The following is a 24,063-nucleotide window of genomic DNA, read 5'->3' on the forward strand; positions in this document are numbered from 1 at the left end:
TCTCTGAGAGAGAGGGAGGGGCCCATGCGCAGCATGGGAGGGTGAGTGGTTACACCCTCTCAGAACGAAGCTCCCCTTCACCCGCTCTCCCCGGCTTTCGCCGGGGAGAGCGGTGTTTGGTGGCGATCGGGATTCACTGGCCAGCGGTGAAACCCCTCACCCTCCCACTGCTTCGCGGCGGGCCCCGCCCTCTCCCTAAAGGAGAGGGATTTCGCTTCCCGCCCCCTGCTCCGCCCGCATCCGATACGCCATCACCGCCGTGCGCCCCAGCCGCTCGACCAGGCGCCAGTTGACGATCGCCCCCAGCGGCGCGCCGACCACGGGGATGAACTGGGCCAGCTTCGCCAGATCGATGTGGTCGCGGTACTGCTGCTGGAAGGCCCGCCAGTCGAAGTCGTCCAGGTGGGCCGGATGCGGCCGCGCGTCCCAGTCGTCCATGGCCGCCAGCACCCCGGCCCGGTGCTGGGCGTCCGAGAAGGCCAACTCGAAGATGTGCAGGATGTAGAGGCGCTCGGGCAGTTCCGTCCCGTCGTGGCCGAACACGGCGGCGATCTCGAACAACAGCTTGATCTTGAAGCTCATCAGCAGCGGGAAGTCGGCCGCCGCCATCAGGAAACCCCCGGCCCCGGTGATCCCGCCCTCGGCCGCCGCCGCCGTCTTCCAGCCGTCGATGGCCTTGGCCGCCTTGGCCCGGCGCTCGTCGAGCGTGAGCCCCAGCATCGGCGAGCCCGTCGTGAAGTCCGATCCCACCAGCAGCGCCCGGGTCATGCCCTCGATGGCGACGGTGATGGCGGCGTGGACCTTCTCGGGGATGATCCGGTTGATCCGCTGCTGCGTGGCGCGGGCTAGGCCGTTCAGCGGCCCGGCGGGCTTGGTGAGGTCGGCGCGCCAGGCGAGGAGGTCGGGGGAGAGTTCCATCCCTCTCAGGTAACCCTTCTCCTCTTGCGGGAGAAGGTGGTCGCCGAAGGCGGTCGGATGAGGGGTTGCACTGCCGACGGCCGCCCAACTACCGTCGTTATAGGCCTCGCATTGTCACTCATCCAGCGCTTCAGCCAAAGCCGTTCGGTGATCGATCGCACGATAGGGCCCAGGGTGTCAGGCGATGGGGCTCAGCCATATGCTCAAAGTAGCTTCTTGATTGACGACAAAGCTCCCGATGCTTGAAGCTCAAAGAGCGAAATCTAACTTCTAAAAATACCTCATCGCTCTAAATAACCCGGAGATATCCGTGCCGATAAGCCTAATAACCGCAGACGAAGAGGAAATGCTGCCGGAGGATGACGATCCTGGTGCATTTATAATGAAGGAGCGCATTTGCAGAGATGAGATGAATCGTATTTTGGCAAACTACGGCCAAAATGATGATGATTCCGAAGTCTGGATGGAATATGTCGTTCAAATTAGAGCAGCTGCAGCGGCTTACGAAATTGACAACTCCTTGCTAGCCATGCCTCAAAAATTAGATCGAGATTCATTTTGGAAATTCTACGAAGGGGCAGTAACTACATCAGCAATGCTCTCTAGAGGATCTCGACGAGCTAGGATCGAAAATACGGTTTCGCTGACTGAAGCGGAAAAAGCCCGACTCGAAAAGAAACTTGCCGAACTCCGAGCAGCAGTCGACGCGGCTCCCCTTTCGGAGAAAATCAAGGCCGGCCTCCGAAAACGTCTTGAGGGATTTGAAGAGGAGCTCAAGAAAGAACGATCTAGTTTGGCACGTATACTGGTAACAACGTCGCTAGTTTTCTCTGCTGTAAGTGGAGCGACGATCGGAGCGCTGAGCGTCGCCGAAAAAGCAGAAGACGTTATCGGCAAACTTCCTGCCACCATTGACGCGATCTTGAAAATTACCGGCAAGGCAAAGGCTGAAGAGGTCGAGCGGCAATCCGAGCAGAAAGCTCTTCCGGCACCACCCAGAGCCCTTCCAGGGATCGATAGGACACAAGTGGCGGTTGGATATGGAGAACATGAGTCCTTTTCGGCCGATTTGGACGACGAGATCCCATTCTGACTTGTGAGCGCCTAGCCCCATCCACACGTCCCCCCTTCCTATCCCCACTATCCCCAGCCCTCTCGCCCGCCCTCCCGGCGGCGCGCCTATATCCCTACCTGACGTTCACCACGCCGGCCCCAGGGCTTGCCCACCCAGTTCAGACCGCGCCGCCGACCTACGCCTGATGGCGGCGTCGATCGCGATTTCGTGCTCGAAGGCCCGAAAACACCGACAAGGATTTCCGAATACAGATCCCGGACAAACCCATGATCCGAGTAGCTCTCGCAAGCCTGGCGGCCGCCCTTCTGCCCGCCAGTAGTCTCGCTCAATCCGGTGAGCTCGCACGGCCGTCCGCGAACATCACCACCGAGCGCGCCCTGTGCGGCCAGGACTGGATCAGCCTGAGTCTTCGGTCCACGCGCGAAGGACTTTCCGCCTCCGACGTCCAGATTCCCAAGGGCGATAGCCCCGCCCTGGCTCACGCGGTGACCGAGGCGCTGAAGGACATGAAGGTCGTGTCCACGATCCGGATTTACTGCGGCGGCGGATCCTACTTCTTGGAGGTGAGCGGCTATACGGCGTGGACCGGCGACGCCGCGCCTATCGTTCGGCGCTTCACGCTCGCGCCCGCCGGTCTGCGGGTTCAGGACTAGAGGCGGCGACGCTACGGCGCAGCGACGGTCCCTTGAGCGCGCCGGCTTCCCCATCCACACCCCGCCCCTTCCTATCCCCACCTTCCCCAGCCCTCCCGCCTCGCCCTTCCCGCCGACGCGCCCTATATCCCTACCCTGACGTTCACCACGCCGGACTCCAGGGCTTGTCCACCCAGTTCAGACTGCCGCTGACCGCGCCGCCGGCCTATGCCCGCGAGGACTTCGCCGTCTCGCCGAGCAACGCGGCGGCGGTGGCGCGCCTGGACGCCTGGCCGGACTGGGCCGAGGGGCGGCTGGCCCTGGTCGGGCCGGAGGGGGTCGGCAAGACCCACCTGGCGCGCGCCTGGGCCCTGGCGACCTCGGCCGTGACGATCCAGGCGGCCGATCCGGACGCGCCGCCCGTGGACCTGCCCGCCCTGCGCGGCCGGGCCGTGCTGATCGAGGACGCCGATCGGCGGTCGGCCGGCGCCACCTTGAGCGACGAGGCGCTGTTCCACATCCTCAACATGGCCGGGGTCGACGGCGGGACCGTGCTGCTGACCGCCCGGACCGCGCCCCTGGCATGGGACGCGGCGGTGCCGGACCTGCGCTCGCGGCTCAACGCCCTGTCGGTGGCGACGATCGAGGCGCCCGACGACGCGGTGCTGACGGCGGTGCTGCAGCGGGCCCTGGCCCAGCGGCTGATCAAGCCCGAGCCCGACCTCTATCCCTACCTGCTCACGCGCCTGCCCCGCTCGGCCGCCGAGGCCATCGCCGCCGCCGACCTGCTGGACGAGGCCGCGGCCGAGAAGAAGCGCGAAGTCAACAAGGCCCTGGCGCGGGAGGTGCTGGGGGATTTCGAGGGGGAGGAGTCCGAATAACTGTCATCCCGGGCAAGCGCGAAGCGCGCAGACCCGGGACCGCCGGATGCGCGGCGCTTCTGGCGGTCCCGGCTCTACGCTACGCTTCGGCCGGGATGACAGCTTTCACGGTGTCTTCGTCCCGTCACTTGCCTCGTTCACCATGGCGGAACACACTTGGCCTAAAGTGATCTCATGACCGACGCCGCGACCATGCCTCTAGCCGCCAAAGTTCCGCAGACAGAGAACCCCGCCAGCCTGGTCCTCGACGGCGAGCTGATGGCCTCGCCAGAGCGGTTCTTCAATCGGGAACTGTCGTGGCTGGCGTTCAACCAGCGGGTGCTGGAGGAGAGCGCCAATCCGCGTCACCCGCTGCTGGAGCGCCTGCGGTTCCTGTCGATCAGCGCCAACAACCTCGACGAATTCTACATGGTCCGCGTGGCCGGCCTGAAGGGTCAGGTGCGCGAGGGCGTGCGGGTGGTCAGCCAGGACGGCATGACGCCCGGCGAGCAGCTGACCCGCATCAACACCTCGGCCTTCGAGCTGATGACCGAGCAGCAGAAGATCTGGCGCCAGGTCCGCACCGAGCTGTGGGACGAGGGCCTGAAGCTCCTGGACGCCAAGGACATCGAGGGCGAGGACCGCAAGCTGGCCGAGGACATCTTCCTCAACCAGATCTTCCCGGTGCTGACGCCGCTGGCCATCGACCCGGCCCATCCGTTCCCGTTCATCCCGAACCTGGGCTTCTGCCTGGCCCTGAAGCTGCGCCGGATCGCCGACGACAAGCACCTTTACGCCCTGGCGCCGGTGCCCTCGCAGGTGCGGCGGTTCTGGGAGCTCAGCTCGGTCGTCACGCGCGGCAAGAAGCGCCAGCGCAAGATCGTGGCGCTGGAAAGCTTCATCATCCTCTTTTTGGACCACCTGTTCCCCGGCTACGAGGTCGAGGGCCGCGGCCTGTTCCGCCTGATCCGCGACAGCGACCTCGAGATCGAGGAAGAGGCCGAGGACCTGGTGCGCGAGTTCGAGGCGCGGCTGAAGAAGCGCCGCCTGGGCCGCGTGGTGCGGGTCAAGATCCAGACCACCATGCCGCCGGACCTGCGCGACTTCATCATCGAGGGCCTGCGCGCCGAGCCCGAGGACGTGGTGCTGGTCGACGGCAAGCTGGGCCTGGCCCAGATGTCGGAGCTGATCCCGCCGGACCGTCCGGACCTGAAGTTCCCGCCGTTCAACGCCCGCTTCCCCGAACGCATCCGCGACCACGGCGGCGACTGCTTCGCGGCGATCCGCGAGAAGGACATTCTCGTTCACCACCCGTTCGAGAGCTTCGACGTGGTGGTGCAGTTCCTGCGCCAGGCCGCGCGTGACCCGAACGTGCTGGCGATCAAGCAGACCCTCTACCGCACCTCCAAGGACAGCCCGATCGTGGCGGCCCTGATCGAGGCGGCCGACAACGGCAAGAACGTCACGGCGCTGGTCGAGATCAAGGCGCGCTTCGACGAGGAGAATAACCTGAAGTGGGCCCGCGACCTGGAGCGGGCCGGCGTGCACGTGGTGTTCGGCTTCGTCGACTGGAAGACCCACGCCAAGCTGTCGGTGGTGGTGCGCCGCGAGGCCGACCAGACGCTGCGGACCTACTGCCACTTCGGCACCGGCAACTATCACCCCCAGACGGCGCGGGTTTACACCGACCTCTCCTTGTTCACCTGCGACCCGGCCCTGGGCCGCGACGGCGGCAAGCTGTTCAACTTCATCACCGGCTACGCCCAGCCCGGGCGGCTGGAGAAGCTGTCGTTCTCGCCCCAGACCCTGAAGCCCGATCTGCTGCGGATGATCGAGGCCGAGGCCGTGGCGGCGCGCGAGGGCCGGCCGGCCGGCATCTGGGCCAAGATGAACTCGGTCGTGGATCCGCAGGTGATCGACGCCCTCTACGCCGCCAGCCAGGCCGGCGTGCAGATCGACCTGGTCGTGCGCGGCATCTGCTGCCTGCGGCCGGGGATCCCGGGGCTGTCCGAGAACATCCGGGTCAAGAGCATCGTCGGCCGCTTCCTGGAGCACGCCCGGATCCTGGCCTTCGCCAATGGCGGGACGATGCCGAGCGCCCAGACGCGCCTGTTCATCAGCTCGGCCGACTGGATGCCGCGCAACCTGGACCGCCGGGTCGAGAGCCTGGTGCCGGTCGAGAACCCGACCGTCCACCAGCAGGTGCTGGACCAGATCATGGTCGCCAACCTCAACGACGAGGCGCAGAGCTGGAAGCTGGACAGCGAGGGCGACTATCATCGCGACCCGGCCTGGACCAGCAAGGGCGCCTTCTCGGCCCACGACTACTTCATGACCAATCCCAGCCTGTCGGGCCGGGGTCACGGGGCGCGCGAGATGCCCCGCGCGTTCGACCACGTGGGGCCCAAGCGCAAGCGGTGAGACGCCTGGCGCTTGTCCCGCCGCTGCTGCTGCTGGCCGCCTGTGGTCCGGCCCCGGCGCGGCAGGCGGAGATCTGCGCCGTCCAGGCCCTGCCCACCCGTCCTGGCGTCGATCGCTTCGGCGTCCCGCCGGGGATCGAGCGCCGGGCGCAGCGCGAAGGGGCGGTCTATGGCCCCGGGGTGCTGGGCGGCTACCACATCCGCTGGTGGGGCCCCTGCCCCGCGCGCGCCGACACCACCGACATGCTGCTGATCGGCCCCGGGCCGTGGGCCCTGACCAAGGGCGGCCAGCGGGCCGGCGGCCGCCAGGTCGGCTACGGCACCTGCTATCACCGCAAGGCCGGCGACGGCTGGCGCACCGTGGCCTGCCGGATCAATCCCTAGACCGCGACCCGCGCCGCCTCGGCGAAGGCCGGCGCCGCGATCCCGGCCATCGCCGCTCGCCACCGCGCGAGGCCGTAGGTCAGCCGACCCTCGGCCGTGTCCAGCCACGGCTCGCCCCGCGCCAAGCCGGCGTGGATGACGTCCAGGTCCGGCCCGTCCAGCGTTTCCGCCCGCGCCTGCCCGGCCGCCCCGGCCGTGAAGATCGCCGCGTGGAAGACGTGGCTGACCTGCCGGAACAGATAGAGCCGCGCCCGCTCGGCCGCTGTCGCCTCGCGGCCGAAATAGGTCCGCAGCAGCAGGGCCTCGCCCTCGGGATCGGCGGCGTAGACATTGGCCAGGGCCGACAGGTCGACATAGCGGTCGGCCCGGAACGCCGCCTCCCAGTCGATCAGCCAGATCCGGCGGCCGTCGTACAGCAGGTTGCGGGGGTTGAGGTCGTTGTGACTGGACACCGGCTGAGGGGCCAGGCGCGCGCAGACCGCGTGGAGCCGCGCCCAGGCGTCCAGCGGCCCGGCCAGGGCCTCGGCCGCCACCGCCCCGCTACGGGCCGCGCGGTCGATCAGCGCTCCCAGCCCGTCCAGATAGTCGACCAGCGGCGGAAAGCCCTCGATCGCGTGCAGCGCCCGCACCGCCTGGCCCAACTCGACGACGAGGTCGCCGCGCGGGCCGAGGTGATCGCGCGCCTCGACATAGTCGGTGATCATCACCCCGTCGTCCGGATCGGCGTAGCGCAACCGCGGCGCCAGGCAGGCCCGCGAGGCCAGGTCGAGGCAGCGATAGCTCCGATGCGGGTCGCGCAGGCCGTCGCGCTCCGACGGCTCCACCTTCAGCAGGTAGGCGATGCCGCCCACCCGGATCCGCCACAGGCCCGCGCCCGACAGTCCGCCCGACAGCGGCGTAGCGGCGTCCAGCACGTCGGTCCCGAACGCGGCGCGCAGGGCCTTGGCGACGGGGGGAAACTGATCGGGCGAAGCGGACATTGGCGTGACCTCTCGAATGGAGCCGCCTTATTCACCCGGATGAAATTAGAGTCAATATTATCCGGGCAATAATAAGCGCATCAGCCAAAGCGTTTCCCGACAAGCCTTTCCGCGCGTTCTTCCCCATGGAAAAAGCGAAGCCAGCGCTTCCCCCGCCGCTCGAATAGGCTAAACCGGACCCATGCCCCCGCAGGCGCCGCGCGACGCGGCCGTGATCGATATCGGCTCCAACTCGGTCCGCCTCGTGGTGTACCGGCTGGAAGGCCGCGCCATCTGGACCGTCTTCAACGAGAAGGTGCTGGCGGGGCTGGGCCGCGACCTCGGCGGCAGCGGCGCCCTGTCGCCCGACGGCGTCATCCAGACCCTGCAGGCCCTCAAGCGCTTCCGCGCCGTGCTGGAGGCCGTCGATCCGGCCGAAACCTTCGTGGTCGCCACCGCCGCCGCCCGCGAGGCCGACGACGGCCCCGACTTCATCCGCCGGGTGCGCGAGGAGACCGGCTTCACGGTTCGCGTCCTGTCCGGCGAGGAAGAGGCTCACTACGCCGCCGTCGGTGTGCTGGCCGGCGCGCCGGACGCCGAGGGCGTGGTCGGCGACCTGGGCGGCGCGAGCCTTGAGCTGGTCCGCCTCTCGACCACCGGCGCGGGCCAGGGCGTCACCCTGCCCCTGGGCCCGTTCAGTCTGGCCAGCCCCGGCGGCTTCGATGGCGAGCGCGTGCGCCGCCTGGCTCAAGAGCGCGTGGCCGCCGTCGCCGGCGATTTCCGCACCGACACCTTCCACGCCGTGGGCGGCGCTTGGCGCAACCTGGCCCTGCTGCACATGCGCCTGTCCGGCTATCCGCTGCACGTCGTCCATCAGTACGAGATCAGCGCGCCCGAGGCCCTGGCCGCCGCCCGCCTGGTGGCGCACCAGTCGAAGAGCTCGCTGGAGCGCATCGAGGGCATGAGCAAGAAGCGCTCGGAAACCCTGCCCTACGCCGCCGTGGTGCTGGAAACCCTGATCGAGCAGCTGGGCCTCAAGCGCATCGAGATCTCGGCCTATGGCGTGCGCGAGGGCCTGTTGTTCGAGGCCATGCCGCCGCGCGTGCGGGGCCTGGACCCGCTGATCGAGGGCTGCACGGCCCTGGGCGCGCGCCAGGGCGTCGCCGACGACCTCGGCCCGGCCCTGGACGCCTGGATCGCTCCAGCCTTCCGCACGCTGCCGCCGCTGTTCGGCGAGCGCGACGGGATCCTGATCGCCGCCGCTTGCCGCCTGTCCGACGTCGGCGCGCGGCTGCACCCCGACCATCGCGCCGACCTGGTGTTCGAGCAGGTGCTGCGCGCCCCGATCGCCGGCCAGACTCACGCCGAGCGCTGCTTCCTGGCCGTGGCCGCCCACGCCCGCCACGCCACCAACTTCAACCCGCCCGAGCTCGAGACCCTGGAGCGGCTGCTCAGCCCCGCCCAGTTGAAGCGAGCCCGCGCCCTCGGCGCCACCATCCGCCTGGCCTGCGATCTTTCAGGCCGCAGCCCCAGCCTGCTGGCCCACTCGCGCCTGACCTTGGACAAGAACCATCTGATCCTGGCGGCCGAACCCGGCTTCGCCGATCTTCTACTCGGCGAACAGACCAGCAAGCGCGCCAATACCGCCGCGCAACATCTGAACTTGAAGCCAAAGATTATCACTGGGTAAATTCAGGTATAGAAGACCTAGACAACATGCTTAATCAGCGCTGAACTTCCCCGATACGGGGAAATGACAAGTTGTCGCAGTCGATCGGTGTTCTTTGAGCACGGTTTGTTAGCTCTACCTCACGCACCCTGCCTCCAACGAAATAAACGGAGGTCAGTGATGCTGAAGCGCAAGTTCGATTACCTGGACGCCATCGCCCCCTCGGCCGCCGCCGAGGCCCGCAGGCGTCCCGAGCTGCATGTCGCCAACGACCACGACGCGCCCGTCGCCAGCGCCGCGCGCAGCCTGCAATCGGAAATCGGCCGCGTCTTCGCCCAGGAATCCACTTGGTCGGTGCGCCGCACCGTCGCTCTCGGCGTGGTCTTCCACCTCGGCGTATTCTGCGCCCTGGGCCTGGCCGCCGGCGGCGCGCTGAGCCAGTTCGGGCGCTAGGGGCGCGCACCTTTCCCCAACCGCCGTCATTCCCGCCTTGTGGTGGGAATGACGAACCTATGGGGTAAGCGTCAGACCGACTTCTCCCGCAACGGCGTTCCGCGCTTGTTGACTCAGTCAAGATATGAGCTAATTGACTCAGTCAATATTCGTCGCCTGGAGCGCCCCATGATCCCCGACGCGGACATCGCCGCGCTTCGCGCCTTCAACCGGACCTACACGCGCAAGCTGGGCCTGCTGAATCCGCGACTGGACGACAGCCCATTCTCGCTGACCGAGGCGCGCGTCCTCTATGAACTCGCCCATCGGACGGACCCGAGCGCGGCGGAGATCACCCGCGTCCTGGATCTGGACCCCGCTCAACTGAGCCGCACGCTCAAGCGCTTCGCGACGCGCGGACTGGTCGAGACAAGCGACCATCCCGACGGCGGGCGCAGCCGGCCGATCCGGCTGACGACGGCCGGCCGCGAGGCTTTCGCGGCGCTCGAACACAAAACCCGCGGCGCGATCGGCGCCCTGCTGGAGACCCTGCCCGACGGCAAGCGCGCCAGTCTGCTCGGCGCGGCCCGGACCATCAGCCAGGTGTTCGACGCCGACGCGACCAGCGCGGTCGTCCTGCGCGACCTCAAGCCCGGTGACCTGGGCTGGATCATCCATCGCCAGGCCGTGCTCTACGCCGAGGAGTATGGCTGGAACCAGGACTACGAAGTCCTGGTGGCCCGGATCCTCGCCGACTTCGCCCAGGCGTTCGACCCGGCGCGCGAGGCCGCCTGGATCGCCGAGATCGACGGCCGCGTCGTCGGCTCGATCTTCCTGGTGCGCGGCGACGCGCCCGACGTCGGCAAGCTGCGCCTGCTCTATGTCGAGCCGGAGACGCGAGGGTCGGGCGTCGGCGCGATGCTGGTGCGGGCCTGCATCGCGCGAGCGCGCGAGGTGGGTTACGCACGACTGAACCTCTGGACCAACAGCGTGCTCTCGGCCGCGCGCCGCATCTACGAGCGCGAAGGGTTCGTGCTGATTGAGGAAAGCCCGCACCATTCGTTCGGCCAGGACCTGATCGGCCAGACGTGGTCGCTGGACTTGGCGACTCGATAGGAACGCTCGCGTTTGAGCGTTTGTCGCCCGCCGCGCGTTAGATGGCGATGAGCTTGACCGACGCCCAGCGCCACGCCCTCGAAAACCTGGAACTCAAGCGCCAGGGCGCCCAGGTCCCCTACATCAATATTTCCTGCGCTCGCGCCTTGACCGACCTCGGCCTCGCCCAGAGAAGCGCTCAGGGATGGGAAATCACGGCCTTAGGCTCTGCACTGCTTAAAATAAAAGACAAATGAGATTGCTGCGGAATGCGCAAACTACAACACCAAATCAGTTCCAATTTATGTTGAGATATTTCTAAATATAACTTCCGTTTATTTCCATATTACCGTGAAATGCCTATTGAATATTTTATGTCGCGCCACCACATAGGGGTTGTTGGGAAGAGTACGCCTCCTCCCTAGGAACCCCACACAATGCGAATTCAAACTCTGGTCGCTGGCGTCTGCGCCGCGGCCTTGATCCCCACCGTCGCGCTCGCGCAGCAGACCTGCGAGCAGCGGCAGAGCAACCGGGTCGTCGGGACCCTGGCCGGCGCCGGCCTCGGCGCCCTCGCGGGCAGCGCCGTCGCTGGCCACGGCAACCGCAACGAAGGCGCCGTGATCGGCGGCCTCACGGGCGCGCTGATCGGCAACCAGGCGACCAAGGGCAAGCCGGACTGCGCCCGCGCCTACGGCTACTACGACAACCAGGGCGCCTGGCACGCCAACACCGTCGCGCGCTCCGACGCCGCCGGCTATTTCGACCGCGAGGGCGATTGGGTCGAGGGCGCGCCGCGCGGCTATTATGGCCGCGACGGGCGCTGGGTCCAGGCGAACACCGACGCCTCGACCAGCGGCTATTACGCCAACAACCTCTACGTCCCGACCTCGGCCAGCGGCTACTATACCCAGGATGGGCGTTGGGTTCCCGCCGCGTCGGGCTACTATGAGCAGTCCGGGCGCTGGGTCGAAGGTCCCGCGACGGGTCGCTACGACGCCGACGGCCGCTGGATGGCGGGCCAGGCGAGCGGGCGTCGCGACGCCAACGGCGCGTGGATCGCCGATCCTCAACCGGGCTACTACAGCAAGGGCCGCTGGATCCGCGGCGAGACGACCGGCTACTACGACACGCGCGGTCAGTGGACGGCCACGGACGGACGGGCGCAGCGCGCGGACTATCCTCGCCCGGACCACGACAGGGGCCATGACAGGGGCCAAGGCGCGACCGACATCGACGATCGCCAGGCTCAATTGGCCGAACGGATCAATCGGGGCGCTCGGAGCGGCAGGCTGAGCCGGACCGAAGTCCAGCAAGCCAGACGGACGCTGGTCGCCATCGAGCGCCAGGAACGATCGCTGCGCAACCGCCAGGGCTATCTCGGTCCTCGTGGGCAGGCGATCATCTCGGCGCGACTGGACGGGCTGAGCGACAACCTCCGTATGGACGTCCGCGACAACTACTGAACCGATCGAGCGCGCGGCGGTCGACCGCGCGCTCGTCACAACGCGCACAACTGAAGCGCCCGTCGGCGCCCTTGGAATCTCGATGATCTGGCTTTTTGAACTTTCGGTCGGCCTGTTGGTCGTGGCGGCCTTGATGACCCCACTCTACAAGCTCTTCGCGCCCGCCTGGGCGGAAAGCAGAGCCCAACGACCTCGCGTCCCGCCGAGGCCGTAGTCAGTCCGGACTTCCCGACACTTCCGCGTCGCTCGACGAGGGCGCGGCCGTGTCCAGCTCCAGCCAATCGGTGAACGGCAGCTTGTAGGCGCGGTCGAAGAACTCGGCCTGGAAGCGGAAAGGCAGGTTGCCGTCGCTGTTCCACAGCATGACGATCCCGGTCTTGGTTTCGGGATCGAACATCATCGTCGAGCGGTAGCCCGACACGCCGCCGCTGTGGCCGATCAGGTGATGGCCCTTGTAGGTGAAGCTGCGCATGCCCAGGCCATAGCCAGGGCTCTTCAGCTCGCGGGCGATGTTCAGGCGGCCATAGGGGCGGCCGGTGGCCACACGGGAGCGCTGAACGTCGTCCAGGACCGAGGGCGACAGAACGTCCTGGCGCAGTCCCATCTGGGCCTTCATCCAGAGCGCCAGGTCGACGATCGTGGAATTGACCCCGGCCGCCGCCGGCACGCGGTAGTAGGCCTCGGATAGCTCAAGGGTCCCACGGCTGCGGTTGTGCGGCTTGGCCCAGTGGGCGGCGGATGTCAGGCCGGCCTCGCCGATGCTGGCGCCAGTCATACCCAGGGGGCCGAACAGGCGGCGCCGGACGACCTCCGCATAGGGCTGGCCGGTCTTCTCGGCGATGATCTCGCTGATCGTGTCGTAGGCGATGTTCTGGTAGCTGTGGCAGGTTCCCGGCGGGCAAACCGGCTTCAGCGCGCCGAACGAGCTTCGGATCCTGGCCGGGTCGACGCCGTCCTCCAGCTGGCCGTCATAGGCGTTCTTGCCCAGCCCCGTGCGCTGCGACAGCAGTTGCTCCACCGTCAGGTCGCGCTGGGCGTCGCCCGGCAGCCGCAGGCTGGTGTGAAAGGTCTCTAGCGGGTCTTGCAGGGAAAACACGCCGTCGGCCGCCAAACGGGCGCTCAGAGTGGCGGAAACGGTCTTGGACAGCGAGGCCCAGCGGAACACCGTACGGGCGTCGACTCGCTCGCCGTCCCGGGCCGAGGTGAAGCCGTAGCCGCGAACGAAGGACAGCCGTCCCTTCTCGACCACGGCGACGGCCAGCCCCTCCATCGACCGGTCGGCCATCATCGCGTTGAGGCGCGCGTCCAGCGTCTTGTAGTCGATGTCCCCATGCCAGGCTTCGGGCGCTTCCGGGACGGCCTCGGCGGTCTGGCCCGAAGCCGCCGCGAAGATCGCCTTGGGCCCGGTGCGCCCGAGCCATAGCGTCAGAACCGAAGCGATCAGGATCAGGCCCGACAGGCCGGCGACGATCAGCCACTTCAGCCGCCGCCACTTCTCCCAGATGCTGCTCTCACCGAATTCCGGCACGGATCCAAGCTCTTGAAACTGAATTGAAGGTCGCCGCCGGCGACTCATCGCGCGGCAGCCTGTTCGTTCTAGGCAAGAACGCCCGCGATGTGCGTCGAAAATGCGGAGGTCTTTAGCCGAACAGCGCCGCGTAGAGGTCGCGGGGGTTGACGGGCTTTTCCACCCAGCCGGTCATGCCCGCCTCGCGGCAGGCGGCGACCTCGTCGGCCGAGACCGCGCCCGTGACGGCGATGATCGGGGTCTGTCGGTTCGCGCCGCCCTCCCGCAGCCGCCGGGTGGCCTCCAGCCCGTCCATGCCCGGCATGCGCACGTCCATCAGGATGGCGTCGAACACCTGGGTTTCCGCCGCCGCCAAGGCGGTCAGAGCGTCCTCGGCGGTCTCGACCCGCGCGCCGAAGGCCTCCAGGATCTGGCGCAGGGCGCGGCGGTTGATGTCGTGGTCGTCGACCACCAGGATCAGCGGCGCCTCGTCGCGCCGCGTCAGCGCCGCGTCCGGTTCCGGCGCGAGCGGCTCGACGCCCTCCGGCGTGGGCAGGCGCAGGATGAAGCGCGCCCCGCCGTCCTCGGCGTTGGCGGCCGTGAGCTCGCCGCCCATCAGACGCGCCAGGTCGCGGCTGATCGAAAGGCCCAGGCCCGTCCCGCCGAACGCCCGCGCGGTGTCGGCGCCGGCCTGTTCGTAGGGGGTGAAGAGACGCTCGATCTGATCGTCGGCGAGGCCGGGTCCCGTATCGCGCACCACGATCGTGACCGTGCGCGCCTTCCCCTGCTCGACGCGCACCTTGACCCGTACGTCGCCCTCGGCGGTGAACTTGATGGCGTTGCTGAGCAGGTTGTTCAGGATCTGGCGCACGCGCATGGGATCGCCCCGCACCCAGCGCGGCAAGGCCTCGGCGCCCAGCAGGGACAGGCCCACGCCCTTGGCCTCGGCCGCGCCCCGCCAGAAGCCGACCGCGTCGGCGACCAGGGCGCGCAAATCGTAGTCCACCACCTCCACGCCCATGCGGCCGGCCTCGATCTTGGATAGGTCCAGCAGGTCGTTCAGCAGGGTTCGCATCATCAGGCCGGCGTCGACGATCAGCGTGGCGTCGGACTTGTCGCGCTCGAAGGCCTCGGCGCCGTTCAGGATGGCGTTGATCGGGGTGCGCAGCTCGTGGCTGACCATGGCGATGAAGGCCGACTTGGCCGCCGTCTGGGCCTCGGCCGCCCGCCGCGCCGCGCGCTCGGCCTCCATGGCTCGCCGCGACCACAGGAACACCAGGATCAAGGTCAGGCAGAAGAGGCCGATCCCCGCCAAGAAGAACGGCATGACCGGATCGCCTGGCTTGCCAGCGACCAGCGGCGTCACGAACAGATAGACGATGTGTGGCGTCACCGCCGAGGCGAAGGCCGTTAGACAGCCCTCGGCCCCCATCAGGGCGGTGAAGATCGAGCCGGACAGCAACAGTACGGCGGCGGCGGCGCCCAGCGGCGTGCCGATCGACCATAGCGGGATGGCCAGCCAGCCGAACGTCGTGGCCATGGCCAGGTCGGTGACCAGGTTCAGGGCCACCGCGCGCGCCGGCCGCGCATGGCCCAGGAAACGCTTCAAGGCCAGAAGCTCGGCCACCTGCACGACGATATAGGCGGCCGACCAACTGAACAGGAACTTCAGGTCGGCATAGACGAACGCTAGGCCGCACAGCACCAGGATGACGAAAAGCCGGAGGGGGACCTGCTGTCGGCGGGAGACGGCGGCGGGACGATACGCGACCGCCAAATTCTCCCAGAAAGCACTCAACGCGACCCCCAACTCGACGCCGCCGACCTCCGAAGAGGGCCGAAGCGGCGCCGTTGTACGCCAGCAAACCTTTGCACGGCGCGAAAGAGAACCCGTTTTGGGTAGCCGGCCGAGCGGCTACTCCGTTCTCGGCGCCCGGCGGACCTCGACGACCCGCACCTTGGCGCCGTCCAGCACCAGGGCCAGTTCGCCGCGCTTGATCTTCAGAGCGTCGGCCCCGAAGGCGTCGCGGCGCCAGCCGGCCAGGGCCGGGGTGGTCGCGTTGTCGTCGGCGGCGATCTTTTCCAGGTCCGACACCGTGGCGATCAGCTTGGAGGCGACGCCGGCCTCCTCGGCCCGCGCCTTCAGCAGCACCTTGAGCAGCTCGACCACGGCCCCGGCGTTCTGGGGCGGCGGCGGACCGGGCTTGTCGACGACGGGGGCGTAGCCTTCCGGATCGGCCAGGGCGGCCTTGATCGCGGCCAGCAGGTCGGGACCGAACTTGCTGCCGCCAAAGCCCTTGGGCACGCCACGCAGGTTGTTGAGCGCCTCCAGGCTGGTCGGGGCCTGGGTGGCCAGCTCGTCGATGGCCTCGTCCTTGAGGATGCGGCCGCGCGGCTGGTCGCGGCTCTGGGCGGTGCGCTCGCGCCAGGCGGCGACGGCCTTGAACACGGCTAGGTACTTCGACGCGGTCTTGCGCGGGCGCAGGCGACGCCAGGCCTTTTCCGGATCGACGTCGTAGGCGGCCGGGTCGGAGATCGCGGTCATCTCCTCCTCGACCCAGGCCAGTCGGCCGCTGGTCTCGAGGCGCTCGCGCAGGATCGGGAACAGGGCGGCCAGATGGGTGACGTCGGCCAGAGCGTAGGTCAGCTGGGCCTCGGACAGCGGACGGCGCGCCCAGTCGGTGAACCGGCTGGACTTGTCCAGGTCGATGCGCAGCATCTGTCGGACCAGGGCGTCATAGGCGATCTGCTCGCCGAACCCCGCCGCCATGCCGGCGACCTGGGTGTCGAACAGCGGACGCGGCATAGCCTTGAGATTGTTGAAGATCTCGACGTCCTGACGGGCGGCGTGGAACACCTTGAGGATGCTCTCGTCGCGCATCACGGCCAGCAGCGGCTCGAGGTCGATGCCTTCGGCCAGAGGGTCGATGACGGCTTCGTGCGTGGGCGAGGCGACCTGGATCAGGCACAGTTTCGGCCAATAGGTCGTCTCGCGCATGAACTCTGTGTCCACCGCGACGAAAGGCTCGCCCCGCAGCTCATTACAAAACGCCGCCAGCTCGGCGGTGGTGGTGATCGGCTTCATCCGCTGCTAATAGCCTCGCGCACCCCCGAGTCTGCAAGCGTCAAGACGCGCCTAGCGCCACCGGGGAGCAAATTTTCCGCGAGTTCGGAGGGTTTCACCGCCTTCCGATAGACCCAGAGCGAGCGCCAGAGCCACCATGAGCGATCTGCCCAACGGCCTTACCTACGCCCAGGCGGGTGTCGACATCGACGCGGGCAATGCGCTCGTGGACGCCATCAAGCCCCTGGCCAAGGCCACCCGCCGCCCCGGCGCGGAAGCCAGCCTCGGCGGGTTCGGCGCCCTGTTCGACCTGAAGGCGGCCGGCTACGAGGACGCCCTGCTGGTCACCACGACCGACGGCGTCGGCACCAAGCTGCGGATCGCGATCGATGCTGGCATGCACGCCACGGTCGGCATCGACCTGGTGGCCATGTGCGTCAACGACCTCTTGGCGCAAGGCGCCGAGCCGCTGATGTTCCTGGACTATTTCGCGACCGGCAAGTTGGACATCGAGGTCGCCAAGAGCGTCGTCGCCGGCATCGCCGACGGCTGCAAGCTGGCCGGCGCGGCCCTGGTGGGCGGCGAGACGGCGGAAATGCCGGGCATGTACAGCGACGGCGAATACGATCTCGCCGGCTTCTCGGTCGGCGCGGTCGAGCGCGACGGCGTCCTGCCCAAGCTGGACAAGCAACGGGCCGGCGACGTGATCATCGGCCTCGGCTCGTCGGGCCCGCATTCCAATGGCTATTCGCTGGTGCGCCGCGTGGTCGAGCGCTCGGGCCTGGCTTGGGACGCCCCCTGCCCGTTTGAAGACGGCAAGACCCTGGCCGAGGCCCTGATGGCCCCAACCCGCATCTATGTGAAGTCGCTGCTGCCGCTGCTGCAGTCGGGTCGCGTCAAGGGCGGCGCCCACATCACCGGCGGCGGCCTGATCGAGAACCCGCCGCGCGCCATCGCCGAGGGCCTGGAAGCCCAGTTCGACTGGAACGCCTGGCCGCTGCCGCCCGTATTCGAATGGCTGGCCCAGGTGGGCGGTATTTCGGAGCACGAGATGCGCCGCACGTTCAACTGCGGCGTCGGTTTCATCGTCATCGTCGCCCAGGCCGACGCCGAGCCGGTCCTAGCCGCTCTGCTGAACGCCGGCGAGGACGCCTTCATCTGCGGCCAACTGGTCAAGGCTTGATGGCCCAGAAGACCAAGGTCGCCGTCCTGATCTCGGGACGGGGCTCCAACATGGAGGCCCTGGTCCGCGCGGCGAAGGCGGAGGAGTGCCCGTTCGAAATCGCGCTGGTCCTGGCCAACAAACCGGACGCCGGCGGCCTGGCCACGGCGGCGGCCGAGGGCGTCGAGGCCCTGTGCGTCGACCAGAAGCCCTTCGGCAAGGATCGCGAATCCCACGAGCGGGCTATCGACGCGGCCTTGCGCGCGCGCGGGATCGAAGTCATCGCCCTGGCCGGCTATATGCGCATTCTGACGCCGTTCCTGGTCGACGCCTGGGAAGGCCGGATGCTGAACATCCACCCGTCCCTGCTGCCGGCCTATCCGGGACTGGACACCCACGGCCGCGCGATCGCGGCGGGCGACCTCGAGGCCGGCTGCACCGTCCACCTGGTCACGGCGGGGGTCGACGAAGGTCCGATCCTGGGCCAGGCCCGCGTGCCGATCCTGCCCGGCGACGACGACCACACGCTGGCGGCGCGGGTGCTGGACCAGGAGCATCGGCTCTACGCCGAAACCTTGGCGGCGTTCGTCCGAGGGCTCCAGGCCATCCCGCGGTCATAGGGGCGCGCGTTCGCTTGCCCCCTTCTCGGCTCGCTTCTTGTCGGCCGCCGCGAAAAGGCCGATTTGGTCGGCCTGGGCTTTTTTGAATGACGGTCGAGCGGTGATCCGGGCGACATAGGCCTCGCTCGCCGGCCTGTCGCCGAACGCGCGGACGTCCGGCACCCGCAGCACGTCGGCCATCAGCAGGTCCGCGACGGTGAAGCGGTCGGCCGCGAGCCATTCCCGCTCGCCTAGTATCCGTTCGATATGACCGAGGCGCTGACCCAGCCATCCCTTAAGCGGATTGTCCGCGTCACCGCACATTTTCAAAAACCACCACGGCACCGAAACCATCTCGATCGAATTGAGCGCCGCGATGGCCCACTGCAGCGTTTCGGCCTCTCCGACGGGATCCGACGGCATCAGCCTGTCGCTTTTCCGCGCCAGGTGCAGAAGCCCCGCGCCGCTCTCGAAGATCTTCAGCCCGTCGTCGTCCAGGAACGGTATTTGGCCGAAGGGCTGGCGATCCAAATGGTTGGTCTCGCGGCCGTCGAATGGGATCGTTCGGACAGCGTAGGCCAGACCGGCCTCCTCGCACGCCCATCTCAGCCTCAGATCCCGCACGAAACCCCGAGGCCCCTCGGGAACCCAGTCATAGCTCCAGATGGTCAGTTCGCTCATCGCGGTCGGCCTCTCCTCATGGAAGCGAGCCTGCCGCGCCCGATTGGGCCTTGGCAAGGTCAGCTATGGGTGGTGAGCGGACCTTTAGCCCGCGATCAGAGCTCTTCTTGGAACATCTGATTTCGGCGTTCTCCGAATAAAGGCATACGTATCGGCGCTCATTTGGCGGTCTCGGCTTTCGAAGTTCATAGTGGTCGCCGAGCCGTCGGGGTCACGAGCGGCCGAAGATCCTGCCCAGTGGCGCGAGCCACCATTCCAAAGCCCGGAACCACACGCTAGGAATGCAGCTATGCCGATCAGCGACGATCAAATTCGCGCCCTCCTAGAGCGTCCTTCCGAAAGCCTACAGGTTGAGATCAAGACCTGGTTGGACACGGCTGACCCGCTCGGGATCGCGAAGCTCGTCAAGGCCGTGTTCGCGATCCGCAACCGGAACGGCGGCTTCTTGGTGCTGGGCTTCGATGACCGCTCGCTCGAACCGGCCGCTTACAACCTAGCTGAACCCATGGGCGACGCGTATCATGTTGACCGCATCCAGGCGCTCGTCTCGCGCTACGCCTTCGATCCATTTCCAATCGAAGTCGCCGTCGGCGAGCGGGCCGGTCAGCAGCACCCTATCGTAGTGATCCCGGACGGAGTTCAAATTCCAGTCGTTGCTAAGAGCGCACTCGATGGCCCTGGCGGAAAGAAACTGATCGCAGAGGGCGGGCTCTACTTCCGCACGCTCAGCGCCAACGGGACGCCAAGTACCGCACAGATCCATCCGCGCGACTACCGGGCTTTGCTCGACATCTGCTTCGATAATCGCGAGGCTGACATTGGCCGCTTTCTCCGCCGACAACTCGGCGGGGCTGAGCTTGCAAAGCTTTTGCAGCATATCACTCCCGCTCCGCCATCGACCGCACAGCAGGTGCCGGCTCCGGTGCCAATCCTCGACCAACCGCCCGTTCGCCTGAGGGATGAGACGTTCAAAACGCTGGCGGCTGGAGCAGACCGGTTTCGCCTTGCTGTCGAAGCCCGGGGCCAGACCGCCGAGTTCGCAAGGGTCGAAAAGTTACTGACGATGGAGGTCGCCCTCACCCTTGATCCGCCACGCATTGACGCCCAGCCCACACGTGACTTTCAACGGACTGTTGCAAGCGCCAATCCACAGCTCACTGGCTGGCCGATCTGGCTTGATTCTAGCAACTTTCGGGAGGCTGCCGACCGGCCCTACGTGAAGGATGAGGGATGGGAAGCCCTGATCAGCGATCTGAATGGTGGGTGGTCGCAGCACTTTGAGTTCATGCGGCTCGAGCCAAGAGGCGCGTTTTATCTACGTCGGGTGATGCAGGACGATTTGTCTGACCAAGTGCCCCCTCGGTCGGTTCTCGATCCATTCCTCATGACATACCGGATCGCGGAGGCGATCGTCGTCGGCTTGCGGATCGCTCAAGCTCTTGACTGGAACTCCGAGGGAGCCGCAGGCTTTGCCTTTCGGTGGTCCTCTCTGGCACCCCGGCGGCTGTCTGGCTGGGCCAACCCCGCCCGTTTTCTTTCTGTGGGCGGCGAGAGCCATACCGAGGTCGTCAATTCCTATGTCGAGGTTCCTATCTCGACCCCCGAGTCATCGATCGCTCCCTTTGTAGCCAGCGTCGCTGGACCCCTTTTTATCGCCTTCTCTGGCTTCGAAATGGGTCGTGACGTGTACGAGGATTTCTGCCGTCGACTTATTGAGCGAAAGATCGACTGACGGCGAAGCGACGACGCAGGTCGACTATCAAGCGCTCACGGCGACGTTGGCCAACGCTTCTTAGACAAGGAAGCGAAAGCGTCGGAGCCTGGCTTCGGCGATCCTCGCCCTCACATGGCCGGACTACCGGCCGATGTCAGCATGGCTGGGCGATCGTTGTGGTATTGGGCCCCTTGAGACGGCTCTTTGAATGTCCGACTTGGGTCGGAAGCCGACCTCTCCTTACACCGATCGCCAGCGCCGCTCGGCCCAGAACGCGCCGCCCAGCACCACCGCCACGGCGACCCAGAGGGCGGCGGCGCCGATCGTCACATAGGTGACAGCGCCCAACGCCCCCCCGGCGGCCAGCCCCGTCCACAGCAGGACGTAGCGCAACCAGTCCGAGGGTTCGCCGCCGACCAGGGCCCCGGCGATGCGCTGACCGGCCTTGACCAGGGCGCCGGTCATGTAAGTCAGGCCGACGGCCACGTCGCCATTGCGCTGGAAGACGGCGTTCTCGGCGCCCATGGCCATGGCGACGGCGATCATGCCCGCCGTGCCGAAGCCCAGAGCCACGAGGCTCGCGCCCAGGGCCAGCAGCGCGGCCTCGACGATCAGCACCGGCGAGCGGCGGTTCTCGCCGAACGCCCGGGCCGTCAGGGCGCCCAGCACCACCCCGGCGACGAAGGCGACCACCAGCCTCAGCACGGTCGCGACCGCCGCTCCGTTCGCGGTCGCCAGCCCCACGCCCAACCGGGTCGAGTTGCCGCTCATGAACGACACGAAGAAACCCCCCAGCTTCAGGAAGCCGATCGCGTCGACGTAGCCCGCCACCCCCGCCAGCGTGACCGCCAGCACCACCTCACCGCGCTCGTAGTGCTTCACCTGGTCGCCCCGCGACAAAAGAAAACGGCCGGATCGTCACCGATCCGGCCGCCCGCCGTCATCATAAAAGTCTGGCTGGGATCAGCCGACGATCTGATCTTCGGTGAAGAACTGGGCGATTTCGATCGCGGCGTTCTCCAGGCTGTCCGAGCCGTGGACCGAGTTTTCGCCGATCGACAGGGCGAATTGCTTGCGGATGGTGCCTTCGTCCGCGTTGGCCGGGTTGGTGGCGCCCATGACTTCGCGGTACTTGGCCACGGCGTTGTCGCCTTCCAGCACCTGGACGACGACCGGCTCGGCGGTCATCTGCGCGACGAGTTCGCCGTAGAACGGACGCTCGGCGTGCACTTCGTAGAACTTCTTGGCTTGGGCTTCGGTCAGCTTCACGCGGCGCTGAGCGACGATGCGCAGGCCGGCGGCCTCGATCACAGCGTTGATGGCGCCGGTCAGATTGCGACGGGTGGCGTCCGGCTTGAGGATCGAGAAGGTGCGTTCGGTCACGGAGTGATCTCACAGAAAAGTTGTGAATTGGGAGGTTGCGGGCTTATAGCCGTGCGCCTCCTCCCCGCCAACCCCGCCGCGTAACCTTCACAAAAATGCTTCAGATCCGTGACCTGACCTTCAACGCCTGGGGTCGGAAGTTCTTCGACCATGCCAGCGTCAGCCTGCCGCCGGGCGCCAAGGTCGGCCTGATCGGGCGTAACGGCGTGGGCAAGTCGACCCTGTTCAAGCTGATCCTGGGGCAGCTGCACGCCGGCGACGACGAGATCAGCCTGCCCAAGGCCGCGCGGATCGGCTCGGTGGACCAGGAGCACCCGGCCACGCCCTTCACCCTGCTGGAGACGGTGCTGGAGGCCGACGAGGAGCGTCACGACCTGATGACCCGGCTGGAGACGGCCGATCCCGAGGCGATGGGCGAGATCTGGGCCCGGCTGATCGAGATCGACGCCGACTCGGCGCCGGCCCGGGCCTCGGAAATTCTGGTGGGCCTGGGCTTTTCCCAGGACGACCTGGCGCGGCCGATGAGCGAGTTCTCCGGCGGCTGGCGGATGCGCGTGGCCCTGGCCGCGGCGCTGTTCGCCGAGCCCGACATGCTGCTGCTGGACGAACCGACCAACTATCTCGACCTGGAAGGCGCTCTGTGGCTGGAGGCCCGGCTCCAGAAATACCCGCACACCGCCCTGATCGTCAGCCACGACCGCGAGCTGCTGAACAACAGCTGTACGCACATGCTGCATCTGGCCGGCGGCAAGCTGGAGCTCTACACCGGCGGCTACGACGACTTCGAGAAGCGTCGCGCCGAGAAGGCCCGCCTGCAGCTGTCGGCCAAGGCCAAGCAGGACGCCGAGCGCGCCCACCTGCAAGCCTTCGTCGACCGCTTCAAGGCCAAGGCCTCGAAGGCGGCGCAAGCCCAGTCCCGCATGAAACGCCTGGCCAAGATGGAGCCGGTGGCGACCACGATCGAGGAGCGCGTCGCGCCCTTCACCCTGCCCTCGCCGCCGCGTCCGCTGGCGCCGCCGCTCATCCGCCTGGAGAAGGCGAACGTCGGCTATGAGGCGGACCGCCCGATCCTCAAGAACCTCAACCTGCGCATGGACCTGGATGACCGCATCGGTCTGCTGGGCGTCAACGGCGCGGGCAAGTCGACCTTCGCCAAGATGATCGCCGGCGCCCTGACCGTTCAGAAGGGCGAGCTGCACCGCGACAAGAAGATGAAGGTCGGCTGGTTCCACCAGCACCAGATCGAAGCGATGGATCCGGTGGACACCCCGCTGGAGATCATCCGCCGGGCCATGCCGGACGCCTCGGAAAGCTCGCGCCGCTCGAAGCTGGCCCAGTTCGGCCTGGGTTTCGAAAAGCAGGAGACCACGGTGGCCAACCTGTCGGGCGGCGAACGCGCTCGCCTGCTGCTGAACATGGTGGCGATGGACGCGCCGCACATGCTGATCCTGGACGAGCCGACCAACCACCTGGACATCGACAGCCGCCGCGCCCTGCTGGACGCGCTGAACGACTACGAGGGCGCGGTGATCCTGATCACCCACGACCGCTCGCTGATGGAGCTGGTCGCCGACCGCCTGTGGCTGGCCGCCGACGGCACGGTGAAGCCGTTCGACGGCGACATGGACGACTACGCCCGGTTCGTGCTGGACCGCGCCAAGCAGGCCGTGAAGCCGACCCAGGTGGCGCGCGAACCGGACAAGGCCGCCGCCCCGGCGCCGAAGAAGGCCGCGATCGAACCCCTGAAACGCAAGATCGAGGCGGCCGAACAGGTCGTCAATCGCACCACGCGCCAGGTGGCCGAGCTGGAGACGCAGCTGGCCGATCCCCGGCTCTACAAGAACCCGACGAAGGTCGCCGAGCTGACCAAGCGCCGCGACAACGCCAAGGCCAAGCTGGACGAGGCCGAAGCCGCCTGGATGGACCTGGCCGAGGCGCTGGCGGAGGCCGAGGCGTAAGCTGCGCTGTGGGATCGGAAAGGTTTAAGGTGAACGGGCGCTAAACCATGTCGTTTAGCCATTCCGCGACATCTGGCGGCGCACT

The 24,063-nt window shown here is 67.3% G+C and carries 22 protein-coding genes; 14 read left to right on the forward strand and 8 right to left on the reverse strand.

All coding sequences use genetic code 11. The features are described 5' to 3' along the window. Positions 1 to 195: 195 nt before the first annotated feature. Entirely contained in the window at positions 196 to 918 is a 723-nt protein-coding gene (locus ABIC66_RS11300; RefSeq protein ID WP_354070333.1) for an EcsC family protein, read from the reverse strand. A gap of 346 nt (positions 919 to 1,264) precedes the next feature. Here ABIC66_RS11300 and ABIC66_RS11305 point away from each other — a divergent pair, with 346 nt between their 5' ends. The 5 genes from ABIC66_RS11305 (at position 1,265) to ABIC66_RS11325 (ending at position 6,289) form a co-directional block, all read left to right on the forward strand. Next, a complete protein-coding gene (locus ABIC66_RS11305) occupies positions 1,265 to 2,011 on the forward strand; it encodes a hypothetical protein (protein ID WP_354070335.1) in 747 nt (248 codons plus the stop codon). Between the two features lie 248 nt (positions 2,012 to 2,259). Beyond that, positions 2,260 to 2,646: a hypothetical protein gene (locus ABIC66_RS11310; protein WP_354070337.1), complete on the forward strand. Its 387-nt coding sequence runs from the start codon at positions 2,260 to 2,262 to the stop codon at positions 2,644 to 2,646. Positions 2,647 to 2,810: 164 nt separating this feature from the next. Continuing rightward, on the forward strand, positions 2,811 to 3,506 hold the full coding sequence (hdaA, locus tag ABIC66_RS11315) for a DnaA regulatory inactivator HdaA (RefSeq protein WP_354070339.1): 696 nt from the start codon (positions 2,811 to 2,813) through the stop codon (positions 3,504 to 3,506). 174 nt (positions 3,507 to 3,680) lie between these two features. Then, the gene (locus ABIC66_RS11320; protein ID WP_354070341.1) at positions 3,681 to 5,906 is read left to right on the forward strand and encodes an RNA degradosome polyphosphate kinase; all 2,226 of its coding nucleotides are present in this window, start codon (positions 3,681 to 3,683) and stop codon (positions 5,904 to 5,906) included. Next, the gene (locus ABIC66_RS11325; RefSeq protein ID WP_354070343.1) at positions 5,903 to 6,289 is read left to right on the forward strand and encodes a hypothetical protein; all 387 of its coding nucleotides are present in this window, start codon (positions 5,903 to 5,905) and stop codon (positions 6,287 to 6,289) included. The genes ABIC66_RS11320 and ABIC66_RS11325 overlap by 4 nt, the downstream gene beginning before the upstream one ends. Here ABIC66_RS11325 and ABIC66_RS11330 read toward each other — a convergent pair. Continuing rightward, positions 6,286 to 7,269: a phosphotransferase gene (locus ABIC66_RS11330; RefSeq protein ID WP_354070345.1), complete on the reverse strand. Its 984-nt coding sequence runs from the start codon at positions 7,267 to 7,269 to the stop codon at positions 6,286 to 6,288. The genes ABIC66_RS11325 and ABIC66_RS11330 overlap by 4 nt on opposite strands. A gap of 181 nt (positions 7,270 to 7,450) precedes the next feature. Here ABIC66_RS11330 and ABIC66_RS11335 point away from each other — a divergent pair, with 181 nt between their 5' ends. The 5 genes from ABIC66_RS11335 to ABIC66_RS11355 all read left to right on the forward strand — a co-directional run bounded on the left by ABIC66_RS11335 (position 7,451) and on the right by ABIC66_RS11355 (position 11,910). After that, complete coding sequence (locus ABIC66_RS11335) at positions 7,451 to 8,938, forward strand: Ppx/GppA phosphatase family protein (RefSeq protein ID WP_354070347.1); 1,488 nt, start codon at positions 7,451 to 7,453, stop codon at positions 8,936 to 8,938. 156 nt (positions 8,939 to 9,094) lie between these two features. Further along, positions 9,095 to 9,370, forward strand: a complete 276-nt coding sequence (locus ABIC66_RS11340; protein WP_354070349.1) for a hypothetical protein — start codon at positions 9,095 to 9,097, stop codon at positions 9,368 to 9,370. Between the two features lie 168 nt (positions 9,371 to 9,538). Continuing rightward, a complete protein-coding gene (locus ABIC66_RS11345) occupies positions 9,539 to 10,465 on the forward strand; it encodes a bifunctional helix-turn-helix transcriptional regulator/GNAT family N-acetyltransferase (protein WP_354070351.1) in 927 nt (308 codons plus the stop codon). Positions 10,466 to 10,512: 47 nt separating this feature from the next. Then, on the forward strand, positions 10,513 to 10,701 hold the full coding sequence (locus ABIC66_RS11350; protein ID WP_354070352.1) for a hypothetical protein: 189 nt from the start codon (positions 10,513 to 10,515) through the stop codon (positions 10,699 to 10,701). Positions 10,702 to 10,881: 180 nt separating this feature from the next. After that, positions 10,882 to 11,910, forward strand: a complete 1,029-nt coding sequence (locus ABIC66_RS11355; RefSeq protein ID WP_354070354.1) for a YMGG-like glycine zipper-containing protein — start codon at positions 10,882 to 10,884, stop codon at positions 11,908 to 11,910. A 214-nt stretch (positions 11,911 to 12,124) separates the two neighbouring features. Here the strand turns inward: ABIC66_RS11355 and ABIC66_RS11360 are convergent, their stop codons facing one another. The 3 genes from ABIC66_RS11360 to rnd all read right to left on the reverse strand — a co-directional run bounded on the left by ABIC66_RS11360 (position 12,125) and on the right by rnd (position 16,502). Continuing rightward, entirely contained in the window at positions 12,125 to 13,438 is a 1,314-nt protein-coding gene (locus ABIC66_RS11360) for a serine hydrolase domain-containing protein (protein ID WP_354070356.1), read from the reverse strand. Between the two features lie 112 nt (positions 13,439 to 13,550). Next, on the reverse strand, positions 13,551 to 15,194 hold the full coding sequence (locus ABIC66_RS11365; protein WP_354070358.1) for an ATP-binding protein: 1,644 nt from the start codon (positions 15,192 to 15,194) through the stop codon (positions 13,551 to 13,553). A gap of 138 nt (positions 15,195 to 15,332) precedes the next feature. Next, positions 15,333 to 16,502: a ribonuclease D gene (gene rnd / locus ABIC66_RS11370; RefSeq protein ID WP_354070360.1), complete on the reverse strand. Its 1,170-nt coding sequence runs from the start codon at positions 16,500 to 16,502 to the stop codon at positions 15,333 to 15,335. Positions 16,503 to 16,638: 136 nt separating this feature from the next. On the opposite strand from rnd, the gene purM reads away from it, so the two are divergent. Together purM and purN are read left to right on the forward strand one after the other, a co-directional pair. Continuing rightward, the gene (gene purM, locus ABIC66_RS11375; RefSeq protein ID WP_354070362.1) at positions 16,639 to 17,664 is read left to right on the forward strand and encodes a phosphoribosylformylglycinamidine cyclo-ligase; all 1,026 of its coding nucleotides are present in this window, start codon (positions 16,639 to 16,641) and stop codon (positions 17,662 to 17,664) included. Further along, a complete protein-coding gene (gene purN, locus ABIC66_RS11380) occupies positions 17,664 to 18,263 on the forward strand; it encodes a phosphoribosylglycinamide formyltransferase (protein WP_354070364.1) in 600 nt (199 codons plus the stop codon). Before purM ends, purN begins: the two co-directional genes overlap by 1 nt. On the opposite strand, the gene ABIC66_RS11385 is transcribed toward purN, so the two are convergent. Continuing rightward, positions 18,258 to 18,923 (reverse strand): glutathione S-transferase family protein, encoded by a 666-nt coding sequence (locus ABIC66_RS11385; RefSeq protein ID WP_354070366.1) that lies wholly within the window; start codon positions 18,921 to 18,923, stop codon positions 18,258 to 18,260. The two genes, purN and ABIC66_RS11385, sit on opposite strands and share 6 nt — an antisense overlap. Positions 18,924 to 19,212: 289 nt before the next feature. Between ABIC66_RS11385 and ABIC66_RS11390 the strand changes: the two genes are divergently transcribed. Continuing rightward, positions 19,213 to 20,655 carry a hypothetical protein gene (locus ABIC66_RS11390; RefSeq protein WP_354070368.1) on the forward strand — a complete coding sequence of 481 codons (1,443 nt, stop codon included), beginning with the start codon at positions 19,213 to 19,215 and terminating at the stop codon, positions 20,653 to 20,655. A gap of 222 nt (positions 20,656 to 20,877) precedes the next feature. Here ABIC66_RS11390 and ABIC66_RS11395 read toward each other — a convergent pair whose 3' ends face one another. Together ABIC66_RS11395 and ndk are read right to left on the reverse strand one after the other, a co-directional pair. After that, positions 20,878 to 21,519 (reverse strand): YoaK family protein, encoded by a 642-nt coding sequence (locus ABIC66_RS11395; RefSeq protein ID WP_354070370.1) that lies wholly within the window; start codon positions 21,517 to 21,519, stop codon positions 20,878 to 20,880. 81 nt (positions 21,520 to 21,600) lie between these two features. Next, positions 21,601 to 22,020 (reverse strand): nucleoside-diphosphate kinase, encoded by a 420-nt coding sequence (gene ndk / locus ABIC66_RS11400; RefSeq protein WP_354070372.1) that lies wholly within the window; start codon positions 22,018 to 22,020, stop codon positions 21,601 to 21,603. Between the two features lie 95 nt (positions 22,021 to 22,115). Here ndk and ABIC66_RS11405 point away from each other — a divergent pair, with 95 nt between their 5' ends. Beyond that, complete coding sequence (locus ABIC66_RS11405) at positions 22,116 to 23,978, forward strand: ABC-F family ATP-binding cassette domain-containing protein (RefSeq protein ID WP_354070374.1); 1,863 nt, start codon at positions 22,116 to 22,118, stop codon at positions 23,976 to 23,978. The last annotated feature ends 85 nt before the right edge of the window (positions 23,979 to 24,063 follow it).

This window comes from Caulobacter sp. 1776 (genome assembly GCF_040545685.1).
In the GTDB taxonomy this organism is placed as follows: domain Bacteria; phylum Pseudomonadota; class Alphaproteobacteria; order Caulobacterales; family Caulobacteraceae; genus Caulobacter.

Coding starts and splice junctions, on each gene's coding strand:
- ABIC66_RS11300 (WP_354070333.1), bottom strand. CDS start 918: ATGGAACTCTCCCCCGACCTCCTCGCCTGGCGCGCCGACCTCACCAAG.
- ABIC66_RS11305 (WP_354070335.1), top strand. CDS start 1,265: ATGCTGCCGGAGGATGACGATCCTGGTGCATTTATAATGAAGGAGCGC.
- ABIC66_RS11310 (WP_354070337.1), top strand. CDS start 2,260: ATGATCCGAGTAGCTCTCGCAAGCCTGGCGGCCGCCCTTCTGCCCGCC.
- ABIC66_RS11320 (WP_354070341.1), top strand. CDS start 3,681: ATGACCGACGCCGCGACCATGCCTCTAGCCGCCAAAGTTCCGCAGACA.
- ABIC66_RS11330 (WP_354070345.1), bottom strand. CDS start 7,269: ATGTCCGCTTCGCCCGATCAGTTTCCCCCCGTCGCCAAGGCCCTGCGC.
- ABIC66_RS11335 (WP_354070347.1), top strand. CDS start 7,451: ATGCCCCCGCAGGCGCCGCGCGACGCGGCCGTGATCGATATCGGCTCC.
- ABIC66_RS11345 (WP_354070351.1), top strand. CDS start 9,539: ATGATCCCCGACGCGGACATCGCCGCGCTTCGCGCCTTCAACCGGACC.
- ABIC66_RS11350 (WP_354070352.1), top strand. CDS start 10,513: ATGAGCTTGACCGACGCCCAGCGCCACGCCCTCGAAAACCTGGAACTC.
- ABIC66_RS11355 (WP_354070354.1), top strand. CDS start 10,882: ATGCGAATTCAAACTCTGGTCGCTGGCGTCTGCGCCGCGGCCTTGATC.
- rnd (WP_354070360.1), bottom strand. CDS start 16,502: ATGAAGCCGATCACCACCACCGCCGAGCTGGCGGCGTTTTGTAATGAG.
- purM (WP_354070362.1), top strand. CDS start 16,639: ATGAGCGATCTGCCCAACGGCCTTACCTACGCCCAGGCGGGTGTCGAC.
- purN (WP_354070364.1), top strand. CDS start 17,664: ATGGCCCAGAAGACCAAGGTCGCCGTCCTGATCTCGGGACGGGGCTCC.
- ABIC66_RS11385 (WP_354070366.1), bottom strand. CDS start 18,923: ATGAGCGAACTGACCATCTGGAGCTATGACTGGGTTCCCGAGGGGCCT.
- ABIC66_RS11390 (WP_354070368.1), top strand. CDS start 19,213: ATGCCGATCAGCGACGATCAAATTCGCGCCCTCCTAGAGCGTCCTTCC.
- ABIC66_RS11405 (WP_354070374.1), top strand. CDS start 22,116: ATGCTTCAGATCCGTGACCTGACCTTCAACGCCTGGGGTCGGAAGTTC.